Source organism: Pseudomonas sp. UBT (assembly GCF_050915955.1).
Taxonomy (GTDB): Bacteria; Pseudomonadota; Gammaproteobacteria; order Pseudomonadales; family Pseudomonadaceae; genus Aquipseudomonas; species Aquipseudomonas antarctica_A.
Genome location: NZ_CP168079.1, coordinates 2,704,348 through 2,717,004, shown reverse-complemented (window position 1 = coordinate 2,717,004; position 12,657 = coordinate 2,704,348). Strand labels below are relative to the sequence as shown.

Here is a 12,657-nt window from a genome sequence, read left to right as displayed (position 1 = left end):
GGAGTACCCGATGGATTATCGACAGCTGGGCCGCACCGATCTGAATGTAAGCGCGATAGCCTTGGGCACCATGACCTGGGGCGAGCAAAACAGCGAGGCAGAGGCCTTTGCACAGATCGAACGGGCCAAGGCCGCGGGGATCAACTTCCTCGACACAGCAGAAATGTACCCGGTGCCGCCGAAGGCCGACACCTATGCCACCACCGAGCGCTATATCGGTAATTACTTCAAAAGCCGTGGCGACCGGGCCGACTGGATCCTCGCCAGCAAGATCGCCGGCCCCGGCAACACCATTGATTACATCCGTGACGGCCACTTGCGCCACAACCGCAAGCACATCGTCGACGCCCTGGATGCCAGCCTCAAGCGCCTGCAAACCGACTGGATCGACCTCTACCAGTTGCACTGGCCCGAGCGCAGCACCAACTTTTTCGGCCAACTGAGCTACAAGCACAAGGACGAAGACGACCTGACCCCGCTGGAGGAAACCCTCGAAGCACTGGACGAACAGGTGAAGGCCGGCAAGATCCGCCACATCGGCCTGTCCAACGAAACCCCGTGGGGCACCATGAAGTTCCTGGCCCTGGCCGAAGCCCGTGGCTGGACCCGCGCGGTGTCGATCCAGAACCCCTACAACCTGCTCAACCGCAGCTTTGAAGTGGGCCTGGCGGAAGTCGCTATTCGTGAGCAATGCGGCCTGCTGGCCTACTCGCCGCTGGCTTTCGGCATGCTCAGCGGCAAATACGAAGGCGGCGCCCGCCCGGCAAAAGCCCGCCTGACCGAATACAGCCGCTTCAGTCGTTACTTCAACCCGCAGTCAGAAGCAGCCTGCAGCCGTTATGTGGCACTGGCGCGGGAACATGGCCTGGACCCTGCGCAGATGGCGCTGGCGTTCGTGACGCAACAGCCGTTCGTGACCAGCAACATTATTGGCGCCACGAGCCTGGAGCAACTGGACAGCAACATTGCCAGTGCCGACCTGAAGCTGTCGAAAGAGGTTTTGGAAGGGATTGAGGCGATTCAGAAGGACCATCCGAATCCAGCGCCTTGATTGATCCTTAAGCCGCTATCGCGGGCAAGCCAGCTCCCACATTTGACTGTATTCACACATCAAATTGTGGGAGCCGGGCTTGCCCGCGATGAGGCCCGGAGCAGCACTACAAATCCATCAAAGCGCCCGCGCAATAATCTCTTTCATGATCTCATTGGTCCCCGCATAAATCCGCTGCACCCGCGAATCGGCCCAGGCCCGGGCAATCGGGTATTCCCACATAAAGCCGTAGCCACCGTGCAGCTGCACGCACTCGTCGAGCACCTTGCATTGAAGGTCCGTGGCCCAATACTTGGCCATCGCCGCCGTGGGCACATCGAGCTTGCCCTCCAGATGCAACGCCATGCATTTATCCACAAACACGCGGCCGATCTGAATCTCGGTGGCCATCTCCGCCAGCTTGAACCGGGTGTTCTGGAAGTCGGCAATTGCCTTGCCGAACGCTTTGCGCTCACGGGTGTATTCAAGGGTCCATTGCAACGCCGCCTCGGCTGACGACAGCGCGCCAATCGCCACGGTCAGGCGCTCCTGGGGCAACTCCTGCATCAAATACGCGAAGCCCATGCCGGCCTGGCCCAACAGGTTTTGCTTGGGCACGCGCACGTCCTGGAAAAACAGCTCCGAGGTGTCCTGGGCCTTCATGCCCACCTTCTCCAGGCGCTTGCCCTTGTCGAAGCCCGGCGTATCAGCCTCCACCAGAAACAGGCTGGTGCCCTTTGCACCGGCCTTGGGGTCGGTCTTGGCCACGACGATCACCAGCTCAGCGAGAAAGCCGTTGGTGATAAAGGTCTTGGAACCGTTGATCACATACTCATCACCGTCCAATACCGCAGTGGTCTTGACGCCTTGCAGATCGGAACCCGCGCCTGGCTCAGTCATGGCGATGGCCGTGACCATCTCGCCGGAGATCAATTTGGGCAAGTACTTCTGTTTCAGCGCTTCACTGCCGTAATGCAGGATGTAGGGCGCCACAATGTCCGAATGCAGGGAAAACCCGATGCCGGTCAGCCCCAGTCGGCTGATTTCCTCAATCACCACTGCACTGTAGAGAAAGTCCGCACCCAGGCCGCCATATTCCTCCGGCAGATGAGAACACAGCATCCCCGCCTCCCCCGCCTTGCTCCACAGACTACGGTCGATATAGCCCTGCTTCTCCCATTGCCCATGGAACGGCGCGGCGTGTTTTTCGAGGAAGGTGCGCACGCTCTCGCGGAAGAGTTCGTGCTCCGAGCTGAACAAGGTTCTGGGGATCATGGGTCACCTGCGTGGATTGTCGGACAAGGACGAGCCCACAGAGACTAAGCCGCGAAGGCGTCACGGGACACTGGACACATGCGACAAAAAATAAGACGATCCAGCCGTCTGGTGACCACTTTCCCCTATAAGAATAAATGAAATTATGTCTAACCAAATCTCCACGCCCCTGCGGCGCGTCAGCATTTTGGCCATTGATCGGGTATTCGCTTCAACCCTCATGCAAGCCAAGGATTTCTTCCATCTCGCCAGCCTGCGTTATGGCAAACAGCAAGGCCTGGGCCTGACCCCAGCGTTTGAAACACGCCTGGTCAGCCCCGACGGGCAATCGGTACGCAGCTTCAGCGATGTGATCATGCCGGTGGGCGGCGGCCTGGAAAACGCCGACATCATCGTGTTGCCGGCCTTCTGGGATGACTTCGACGCGCTGTGCACCCGTTACCCCCAAGTGCTGCCCTGGCTGCGCGAGCAACACGCCCGCGGCGCGGTGCTTTGCGGCGAGGCCACCGGCGTGTTCTGGCTGGCCGAAGCCGGCCTGCTCGATGGCAAGGAAGCGACCACCTACTGGCGTTTCTTCAATGCCTTCAGCGAACGCTTCCCCCAGGTACAGCTCAACCAGGACAAGCACCTCACCGATGCCGACAACCTGTATTGCGCCGGCGGCACGACCTCGGCGTGCGACCTCTACATCTACCTGATCGAACGTTTCTGTGGCGCCAACATCGCGCAGGCCGTGGCCCGCGACATCCTCTACGAAGTGCAGCGCAGCTACGCGCCTGGGCGTATCGGCTTTGGTGGGCAGAAGCTGCACCAGGACGTGATCATCCTGCAGATCCAGCACTGGCTCGAAGAGCATTTCGCCGACAAGTTCCGCTTCGAAGACGTCGCCCGGGAACACGGCATGAGCATCCGCAACTTCATGCGCCGTTTTCAGACCGCCACCGGCGACAAGCCGCTGCATTACCTGCAACGGCTGCGTATCGAGACGGCCAAAGGCCTGCTCTCGGGAAGCCGCAAGAGCATCAAGACCATCAGTTATGAGGTGGGTTACGACGATGCGAGCTTCTTTGCGCGGCTGTTTCGTCAACACACGGAGTTGTCGCCGAACCAATACCGGCAGCAATTTCAGCAAGCCGCGTAGGTACGGCACCTGACGATGCAAGCGACCCTGTCATACCGCAATGGTGCAGGGTCGAACTGAAAGCCCTATGCAGCCTTACCAGGGCCTTAAGCAATACCTGCCTGCAAGACCTCCAATTCCTACAGCTAGACAGGACGAAGACGACCCGCTGCTCCCTGGGCGTCTGGCATTTTAAGCGAGGTAAAAGTCGTCTATTTATGCCGGACTTCTCTCCGGATCATAAAGGGCTTTTCTAAATCCACTGGCTCAAACTAGGACGGAGACTCAATCATGTCATCCATAGGAAGCATCTCTTTCAGCCCGGCGGTACAGCCGAACGAGACAGGCGCAAGTCAATCAAAAGAGAAACAGACTGAACTGTTGAATAAAAAAATGGAGGAGCTGAAGAAAAAGAAGAAGGACGAGGAAGAGGAGGATTCCACGTTAGTCAAGGGTCCGGACGGCGCGATCTACAAGATAGAGGGTAGCAAAAAGATCCTCGTACAACCGGCGCCGCCCTCTGAAGACCAGATCACTTTTTAACCCGCACCAAAAAATACAAAAGGCCCGCAATCGCAGCGGGCCTTTTATATGGATCACATCGGCTTACGGCTTATGCCCACGCGACAGGAACTCGTGGGATTGCATTTCGAGCAAGCGGCTCAGCGTCCGCTGGAATTCGAAGTTCAAGCGACCGCCGGTGTAGAGGTCCTTGAGTTCGACCTCGGCCGAGATGATCAGCTTGACGTTACGGTCGTAGAATTCGTCGACCATGTTGATAAACCGGCGCGCGATGTCGTCGGTGGTGACGCTCATCTGTTCCACGCCGCTCAGGATCACCGCGTGGAAGATTTTGCCCAGCTCGATGTAATCGTTCTGGCTACGCGGCCCGTCGCACAATTGGCGGAATTCGAACCAGGCCACGTCGTCGCAGGTACGCAGCGCGATGATTTCGCGGTTTTCGATCATCAACTTGTCGTTTTCCACCGCCTGGGTGCATTCCGGCGTCAGCGCGCGGAAGCTTTTTTTCAGGCTTTCGTGCGCCGCTTCGTTCAGCGGGAAGTGGAACAGCTCCGCTTGCTCAAGGTGGCGCAGGCGGTAATCAACGCCACTGTCGACGTTGACGATCTCGGTGTTCTGCTTGATCAGCGCGATGGCCGGCAGGAAGCGCGCACGTTGCAGGCCGTCCTTGTACAAGCCGTCAGGCACGATGTTCGACGTGGCGACCAGGGTCACGCCGTTCTTGAACAGTTCTTCCATCAGCGTGCCAAGGATCATGGCGTCGGTGATGTCGGAAACGAAGAACTCATCGAAGCAGATGACCCGCGCTTCGTCGGAGAAACGCTTGGCGATGATGGTCAGCGGGTTTTTCTCACCCGGCAGGGTCTTCATTTCTTCGTGCACACGCTTCATGAAGCGGTGAAAGTGCGTACGCACCTTTTCCTTGAACGGCAGCGCTTCAAAGAAGGTGTCGACCAGGTACGTCTTGCCCCGGCCCACGCCACCCCAGAAATACAGGCCTTTGACCGGCGTGTGGTCTTTCTTGCCAAACAGCTTGCTGAACATCCCTGGCTTGCTTTGCGAGGCCGCGACCAGGTCATCGTACAGGCGCTGCAAATGACGCACCGCCGTTTCCTGGGCCGCGTCATGGAAGAATTCAGGGCGTTTCAGATCAGCTTGATATCGTTCTAGGGGCGTCATAATTTCGTTAGCAAGGCAACAAAAACGGGCCGTCACTGTAACGACGGCCCTGGATAATGGCAATCAACCCTTGGTCGGGTTAATCCTCGATAGGCGTCAACGCAACGCGCAAGGCGGCGATGGCAGCATCGCGCAACGTTTCGTCGGCGAACTCGGCGCTGTCGGCCACCGCAGCGCCGTCCAGCCATACGCTGAAGCTCAGGGCTTCGGTGCGCACGTCCAACGCGTCGCCGCTTTGCAATTGCTTGGTCACGGCGCCAGCCGCTTTGCCGTCGGCAAAATTGCGCGACAGCAGCAGTTGCTCGCCGTCAGCGGCCAACAGGCGGAAGCGGAAACTGCCGTCGTCTTCGCGAAAGCTTACGAAGCGTGCAGCTTTGGAGGCTTTCTTCTTGGCCACAACTGGCGCGGCGGCCTGATTGACGAATGAACGCAGGCCCACCGCCTCACGCAGCTCGGCCAGGAACGGCGCCGCTACGGCACGGGCCTTCTTGGCGCCGATCAACAGCAGGTCTTCCATGTCCGAGGGGCGCGACATCAACTGGTGGTAACGCTCGCGCGCCTCGCCCAATTGATTGTCCAGCAGTTGGAACAGACGGCTCTTCGCCTCGCCCCAGCCCAGGCCTTCCAGCAATGCGTTGCGCAATTCCGCTTCCTGGGCCTTGGTGGCAAACGCCTGGAACAGGGTGAACAGGTGCGAGTTGTCCGGGTCCTTGGCTTCGCCGGGCGCGCGGGAGTCGGTGACGATCCGCGAGATCGCGTCTTTCATGTCCTTGGCGCTGGTGAACAACGGGATAGTGTTGTCGTAGCTCTTGGACATCTTGCGGCCATCGAGGCCTGGCAAGGTGGCGACGCTTTCTTCGATCAACGCCTCGGGCATGGTGAAGAATTCTTTACCGTTGCCGAACAGGTGGTTGAAACGCTGGCCGATGTCGCGGGCCATTTCCACGTGCTGGATCTGGTCACGGCCGACCGGCACCTTGTGTGCGTTGAACATCAGGATGTCCGCCGCCATCAGCACCGGGTAGCTGTACAAGCCCATGGTGATGCCCGCATCCGGGTCTTCGCCGCTTTCGACGTTCTTGTCCACCGACGCTTTATAGGCGTGGGCACGGTTGAGCAGGCCCTTGGCGGCAACACAGGTCAGCAGCCAGGTCAGCTCGGGGATTTCCGGGATGTCGGACTGGCGGTAGAAGGTCACCCGGTTCACATCCAGGCCACCGGCCAGCCAGGTCGCGGCAATTTCCATACGCGAGCGCTGGATGCGCTGCGGGTCATCGCATTTGATCAGGGCGTGGTAATCGGCCAGGAAGTAGAAAGAGTCGGCATTGGCGTCCTGGCTGGCGAGAATCGCCGGGCGGATCGCACCGGCGTAGTTGCCCAGGTGCGGCGTGCCGGTGGTGGTGATGCCGGTGAGGATACGGGTACGAGTCGTCATGGGTAATCGCTTATCAGACTGCTATCAATTCGAGAGGCGCGGCAGCACCAGATCCTTGAGATCGGTGAGCTTGCCATGAAAAAAGTGCCCGCATTCTGCCACTTTCAGCAGCTCATGGGGGCGTTTCAAGGCAGCGGACCACTCGTAGACGACCTGAGGGTCGACCACTTCGTCGGTTTCCGGCTGGATCAGGGTCAATGGGCAGCCTTGGGGCAGCACGTCGGTATCGCGCAGGCGCATCACGGCAGCGGCGACCATGAACAGGTGCGCGAGTTTTTCGCCCTTGGCTTCCAGGCGCCCGCCGAGGCTGGCGGCCACATAACCGCCAAACGAGAAACCGAGCAAGGTGATCGGCAGTTCGGGGTGCTTTTCCCGCAGCCAGTTGGCAGCAGCTTCGGCATCGTCCACTTCACCGGTGGCCATATCGTGGGTACCGGCGCTGGCACCGACACCGCGGTAATTGAAACGTAAAGTAATCAAACCGGCGTCGCGGGCGGTGCGTTGCAGGGTCGATACGACTTTATTGAGCATGGTCCCGCCCTGCACCGGGTTAGGGTGGCAGATCAGCGCCAGGCCACGTGGCTCGGGGTGATCAAGGTACAGGGCTTCCAATTGGCCAACCGGGCCATCGATCAAAACGGGGGTTTCACGCATGAGCAAGGAATGAACTCCGTGACCTCTCAAAGGGTCGACTCGTCTAGCTAAAAGTCTGTGCATGGCATGATTGCGAGCTTAATCGCGGTATACAGCGCAGGTCCGAGCCGTTAACGTAAAGCAAAGCCGTTTATAGAGGAAGGACTCGTGGAACACTCGCTCTTAGTTTGGTTGTTGCCGACTCTCGCCTTGGTTGCCGGTGTCGCCATTGGATTCCTGGTTGCCCGCCTGCTGCCGAATGCCGCGCCTAACCGCACGCAGCGTCAGTTGGATGACATTCAGGAACGTTTTGACAGTTATCAGAACGAGGTTGTTACCCACTTCAACAGCACCGCGACCCTGGTCAAGAAGCTCACTCAGAGCTACCAGGAAGTACAGGATCACCTCGCCGATGGCGCTAACCGCCTGGCCCTCGACGACATCACCCGTCAGCGTCTGCTGGCCGCGTTGCATTCCGATGCACCGCAAACACCGCGGGAACGCCTGACCCCTCCGCGGGAAAACCAGGAGCCACCACGGGACTACGCGCCAAAAACGCCAAACGCCCCTGGCATGCTGGATGAGCAGTACGGCTTGAAGAAGTAAGTCATGTTCAAGCATTAAAAAAGCCCGGTTGATCGATGATCAACCGGGCTTTTTTGTGGGCTTCACTCGCCAGGACAATGGAGATCCACTGTGGGAGCGGGCTTGCTCGCGAAAGCGGTGGGTCAGTCTGAACATCTGTAACTGACAGACCGTATTCGCGAGCAAGCCCGCTCCCACATTGACCGCGTAAGACCTTAAGCCGATTGCTGCTCCTGCAACAACCCACTCTCGATCCGCACATGCCGCCCATGGAAGCGCTTGAGGCTGCTGCGATGACCGACGCTGACGATGCTCAGCCCCGGCAATTCATCGATCAGCGCTTGATACAACGTCGCCTCATCCTCTTCATCCATCGCCGAGGTGGCTTCGTCCATGTACAGCCACTGCGGCGCGAACAACAACGCGCGGGCAAAGGCCAAACGCTGCTGCTCACCCGGCGAGAGCATACGTTGCCAGTGGTTGGCCTCGTCCAGGCGCGCGACCAGGTGCGGCAAGCGGCAGGTTTCCAGGACCTGTGCATAACGTTGCGCCGGGTAGACGCTGTCGTCCTGTGGATAACTCAATACGGCCTTCAAGGTCCCAATCGGCAGGTAGGGTTTCTGCGGCAGGAACAGGTAACGCGCAGCCGGCAGGCGAATGCTGCCATGCCCCGCTGGCCACAAGTGCCCCATCGCACGCAGCAGCGTACTTTTACCACTGCCGGAACGCCCACTGAGCATCACACGCTGACCCGGCTCTACGGTCATGTCGGCGTCGGTGAGCAAGTGGCGGCCGTCGGCCAGGTCCATGCCCAGATCCTGCACCACCAACCGCTCGCCCTCAGGGCGCACATCGATGGCTGGAGTACGCTGTTCGTTTTCACTCATAGCCTGGTGGAAGCTGAGCAGACGGTCACTGGTTGCACGCCAGCTGGCCAGGTCGGCATAGGCACTGATGAACCAACTGAAGTTGCCCTGCACATTGCCAAACGCGGAGTTGATTTGCATCAGCTCGCCCAGTTCGATCTTGCCGGCGAAATAGCGCGGCGCCGCAACCATGAAAGGGAAGATGATTGCGATCTGTTCGTAGCCGGCGGTGAAGAAGGTCAGGCGCTTGGACACTTTCATGATGTCCCAGAAGTTGTGCCAGACTTTACTGAAGCGTGTGCTCAAGCGCTGTCTTTCATTCGGCTCGCCGTTGTACAGGGCGATGCTCTCCGCGTTTTCACGCACACGCACCATGGAGAAACGCAGGTCTGCTTCGAAGCGTTGTTGCTGGTTGCTCAGGCCAATCAAGCGACGACCGATCAGGTGAGTCAACCAGCTGCCGACACCGGCATAGACCAATGCGCACCAGAACATATAACCCGGGATGGTGAAGCCAAACACCTCGATACTGCCGGAAACACCCCACAAAATAATCGAGAACGACACGAGGCTGACGACATTGCGCAGCAGCCCGAGGCCCAGGCTCAACGTGTTCGAGGTGAAGTTATTGAGGTCTTCGGAAATCCGCTGGTCCGGGTTATCGGTGTACCCACCCTGCTCCAGCTGGTAGTAGTTCTTGTCGGCGAGCCAACGTGCAAAATGCTTTTCGGTGAGCCAGGCACGCCAGCGGATGGTCAGCATCTGGGTCAGGTAGAGGCGGTAGACAGCACCCAGAATGGCCACGGCCGCGATACCGCCGAAATAGCCGATCAGTTGCCAGAAAGCAGCCGTGTCCTTGTGCTCCAGAGCGTTGTAGAAATCCTTGTACCAGTGGTTGATCCACACGGAGATCGCCACGCTGAACAGCGACAAGCCAATCACCGCGCCCAGCAACAACCAGGCCTTGCCTTTCTCTTCACTGCGCCAATACGGCGTGATCATCGCCCAGGTTCGGCGGAAGAATTGCCCACGCACCGCGTCGTTGACCGCGGAATACTCAGCGTTCTGATTCATCGTTCAGGCTCGGTAGGGGAAAATGACAGGCGTTTGAACCGATCATAGACGATCGGTTCAGCGCGCCGTGCTGCCTGAAGCAGATTGTTCAGACTTTGTTCAGCGCCGTACCGGACGCTTCTGCAGCTTGCGTTGCAGGGTGCGGCGGTGCATGCCCAGGGCACGGGCAGTGGCGGAGATGTTGCCCTCATGTTCGGTCAGCACGCGCTGGATGTGTTCCCACTGCAAGCGGTCCACCGACATCGGGTTTTCCGGCACCAGGGTATCGAGGTCGGCGTGTTCGGACAGCAAGGCTGCCAGCACGTCGTCGGCGTCCGCCGGTTTGCACAGGTAGTTGCAGGCGCCGCGCTTGATGGCCTCGACAGCGGTGGCAATGCTGGAATAACCGGTGAGGATCACCACGCGCATTTCCGGGTCGAGTTCCAGCAGCTTGGGCAGCAGCACCAGGCCGGAGTCGCCGTCCATTTTCAGGTCGAGCGCGGCGTAGTCCGGCAAGTCAGCCTGAGCGATGGTCAGGCCTTCTTCGGCGGAGCCTGCGGTGCTCACGCGAAAACCACGACGGCTCATGGCGCGCGCCATGACGCGGGTAAAGGTGGCGTCGTCATCTACCAGCAACAGGTGCGGCAGTTCTTCGCCTTCGACTTGGATCTCGTCACTCATCGATATCTCCTCGTGCGACACGGGGCAGGCGCAGCTCGGTGAGCGTGCCACCTTCCTCATGACTATAGAGCTTCACTGAGCCGCCCGCGCGGGTCACGCTGGCCTTGCTCAAAAACAGGCCCAGGCCGAAGCCTTTGCCCTTGGTGGTAAAGAACGGTTTGCCGATCTGCTCGGCAATGGCCAGCGGCACGCCCGCGCCGTGGTCACGAATGCTGATGGTCACGTTTTCCGCATCCCAGTCCAGCTGTACGCCCAGGCCTTCGGGGCAGGCGTCAGCAGCATTGTTCAACAGGTTGAGCAGCGCCTGGGTCAGGTCCGGTGGTGGCGCCATGCGTGGCACGCTGCCCTGGCCCAGCAGGTTGAAACGGTAACTGGCTTCGGGGCGCATCAGGTGCCAACGGTTCAGGGCTTCGTCGAGCCACTGGGTCACGTCCTGCATCTCCACGGCCAGGCGGCGATTGGCTTCAGCGGCACGCACCAGTTGCTGCAAGGTCTGTTTACATTGCTTGACCTGTTCCTGCAGCACGCTCAGGTCATCCTGCAGGGCTGGGTCGTGATGGTCCTGGACCATTTCATTGAGCAGCACGCTCATGGTCGCCAGCGGCGTACCCAATTCATGGGCGGCGCCGGCAGCCTGAGTGGCGACGGCCAGCAATTGCTGGTCGCGCAGGCCTTCTTCGCGGCGAATGGCGCGCAACTCTTCCTGGCGACGCAGTTCTTCGGCCATGCGTGCAGCGAAGAAGGTAATCACTGCAGCGGACAGGGCGAAACTCAGCCACATCCCGTAGATCTGCAGGTTTTCCCGCGCGATGGGGAACGTCTGCAATGGATAAAACTGTGCCAGCAACAAGGTGTACAGGGTCAGCGCAATACCCGACAGCACCACCGAGTAGCGCCACGGCAAAGTCACCGCGGCGATGGTCAGTGGCACCAGGTAATAAGAAACAAACGGGTTGGTGGAACCACCGGAGAAATACAGCAACACACTGTGGATAAACAGGTCGCAGGCCAATTGCAGGGCGTATTCCAGCTCAGTCACCGGCCACGTGGTGCGCAGGCGGATGGCCGTAAACACACACAGCACGATGGAGAAGCCGAGGGTCACGGCCAGTTGCAGCCAGGGCAACGGCAGCAGGTCGAACCAATACGCGAGCCCGACGGAGCCAGCCTGTGCGGCCAGTACCAGGGTGCGAATGAACGTCAGGCGCCAGAGGTTCTGGCGTGTGGCGGAAGTCAGTTTTACGGCGGCGAGCATGAGCTCTCCCGGTGAGCGCTGCAGGCGGATCGGCAGGAGTATAAACGAAGCAGGCCGCCTGGCATGACGTGTGTGGCTCTTTGACGCAGGCCGCGCAAACGACCGTTCGTCGGCATCCCCACAACTTGTAGCGAATGTGTAAACCCGAAGAACCCGACATCACCGTCTACAGTCATACCGAACACGAATATCCCAAGGAGCTTCCATGTCTCGTTTCACTCGCAGTGCAGCCGTTATCACCCTCAGCGCCAGCGCCCTGGCCAGCCTTCCCGCCATGGCCGCCGATGCGCTGAATTACAACCAGATTTCCCTGCGTGCCGAGGTCAGCCAGGAAGTTGCCCGCGACAAGATGATCGTCACCCTCTACACCGAATCGCAAAACGCCGACCCGGCCAAGCTTGCCGCTGAAATCACCACGACCATGAACAAGGCCCTGGGCGAGGCTCGTGAAGTCAAAGGCGTGACCTTGCGTCAGGGCAGCCGCAACAGCTACCCGATCTACGACAACAAGAACCAGAAGATCACCGGCTGGCGTGAACGCGCTGAACTGCGCCTGGAAAGCGCCGACTTCCCGGCGCTGTCCAAGCTCACCGGCGATCTGCTGAACACCCTGAAAATGGAAAACATGGACTTCGCCATCGCCGACACCACACGTAAGGCCAGCGAAGATGCGTTGCTCAAAGACGCGGTTGCCGCCTTCAAGGCACGCGCTCAACTGGCCACCGACGCACTGGGCGGCAAGGGTTACAAGATCGTCAATTTGAACTTCAACACCAACGGTTATCCACAACCGTACGCCCGAAACGGCGGGATGATGATGAAAGCGGCCATGATGGATTCGGCGCCGACGCCGGAAGTGGAGGCTGGGACCAGTCAGGTGAACATGAGCGCCGACGGCGTGATTGAAGTCCTGCAGTAAGGCTTTTCGAAACAGAAAAACGGCGCGGCCTTGAGGGTTAGCGCCGTTTTTTTTGTAAGACCCAGCGACACCGTCTGTAGTCCCTCATATCCAGCCACAGACCC

The 12,657-nt window shown here is 59.4% G+C and carries 12 protein-coding genes; 5 read left to right on the top strand and 7 right to left on the bottom strand.

Annotation, left to right across the window (positions count from 1 at the left end; all coding sequences use genetic code 11):
- Positions 1 to 10 precede the first annotated feature (10 nt).
- Positions 11 to 1,051, top strand: coding sequence for an NADP(H)-dependent aldo-keto reductase (locus ACDZ94_RS12480; RefSeq protein ID WP_064450694.1), 1,041 nt, complete (start codon positions 11 to 13; stop codon positions 1,049 to 1,051).
- A 117-nt stretch (positions 1,052 to 1,168) separates the two neighbouring features.
- Here the strand turns inward: ACDZ94_RS12480 and ACDZ94_RS12475 are convergent, their stop codons facing one another.
- A complete protein-coding gene (locus ACDZ94_RS12475) occupies positions 1,169 to 2,305 on the bottom strand; it encodes an acyl-CoA dehydrogenase family protein (RefSeq protein WP_064450693.1) in 1,137 nt (378 codons plus the stop codon).
- 220 nt (positions 2,306 to 2,525) lie between these two features.
- Between ACDZ94_RS12475 and ACDZ94_RS12470 the strand changes: the two genes are divergently transcribed.
- Positions 2,526 to 3,446: a GlxA family transcriptional regulator gene (locus ACDZ94_RS12470; protein WP_432751498.1), complete on the top strand. Its 921-nt coding sequence runs from the start codon at positions 2,526 to 2,528 to the stop codon at positions 3,444 to 3,446.
- Positions 3,447 to 3,716: 270 nt separating this feature from the next.
- Positions 3,717 to 3,968, top strand: a complete 252-nt coding sequence (locus ACDZ94_RS12465; RefSeq protein ID WP_064450691.1) for a hypothetical protein — start codon at positions 3,717 to 3,719, stop codon at positions 3,966 to 3,968.
- 63 nt (positions 3,969 to 4,031) lie between these two features.
- On the opposite strand, the gene zapE is transcribed toward ACDZ94_RS12465, so the two are convergent.
- The 3 genes from zapE to ACDZ94_RS12450 all read right to left on the bottom strand — a co-directional run bounded on the left by zapE (position 4,032) and on the right by ACDZ94_RS12450 (position 7,215).
- Positions 4,032 to 5,126 (bottom strand): cell division protein ZapE, encoded by a 1,095-nt coding sequence (zapE, locus tag ACDZ94_RS12460; protein WP_012722199.1) that lies wholly within the window; start codon positions 5,124 to 5,126, stop codon positions 4,032 to 4,034.
- Positions 5,127 to 5,205: 79 nt separating this feature from the next.
- Positions 5,206 to 6,561, bottom strand: coding sequence for a tryptophan--tRNA ligase (locus ACDZ94_RS12455; RefSeq protein ID WP_221293943.1), 1,356 nt, complete (start codon positions 6,559 to 6,561; stop codon positions 5,206 to 5,208).
- Between the two features lie 24 nt (positions 6,562 to 6,585).
- Positions 6,586 to 7,215: an alpha/beta hydrolase gene (locus ACDZ94_RS12450; RefSeq protein WP_064450689.1), complete on the bottom strand. Its 630-nt coding sequence runs from the start codon at positions 7,213 to 7,215 to the stop codon at positions 6,586 to 6,588.
- Positions 7,216 to 7,362: 147 nt separating this feature from the next.
- Between ACDZ94_RS12450 and ACDZ94_RS12445 the strand changes: the two genes are divergently transcribed.
- Entirely contained in the window at positions 7,363 to 7,800 is a 438-nt protein-coding gene (locus tag ACDZ94_RS12445; protein WP_064450688.1) for a YhcB family protein, read from the top strand.
- Positions 7,801 to 7,994: 194 nt separating this feature from the next.
- Here the strand turns inward: ACDZ94_RS12445 and ACDZ94_RS12440 are convergent, their stop codons facing one another.
- The 3 genes from ACDZ94_RS12440 to ACDZ94_RS12430 all read right to left on the bottom strand — a co-directional run bounded on the left by ACDZ94_RS12440 (position 7,995) and on the right by ACDZ94_RS12430 (position 11,634).
- Positions 7,995 to 9,719, bottom strand: a complete 1,725-nt coding sequence (locus tag ACDZ94_RS12440) for an ABC transporter ATP-binding protein/permease (RefSeq protein WP_064450687.1) — start codon at positions 9,717 to 9,719, stop codon at positions 7,995 to 7,997.
- Between the two features lie 99 nt (positions 9,720 to 9,818).
- Entirely contained in the window at positions 9,819 to 10,379 is a 561-nt protein-coding gene (locus tag ACDZ94_RS12435; RefSeq protein ID WP_003171731.1) for a response regulator transcription factor, read from the bottom strand.
- On the bottom strand, positions 10,372 to 11,634 hold the full coding sequence (locus ACDZ94_RS12430; protein ID WP_064450686.1) for an ATP-binding protein: 1,263 nt from the start codon (positions 11,632 to 11,634) through the stop codon (positions 10,372 to 10,374). The genes ACDZ94_RS12435 and ACDZ94_RS12430 overlap by 8 nt, the downstream gene beginning before the upstream one ends.
- A gap of 205 nt (positions 11,635 to 11,839) precedes the next feature.
- Between ACDZ94_RS12430 and ACDZ94_RS12425 the strand changes: the two genes are divergently transcribed.
- Positions 11,840 to 12,553 (top strand): SIMPL domain-containing protein, encoded by a 714-nt coding sequence (locus ACDZ94_RS12425; protein WP_064450685.1) that lies wholly within the window; start codon positions 11,840 to 11,842, stop codon positions 12,551 to 12,553.
- Positions 12,554 to 12,657: the final 104 nt, after the last annotated feature.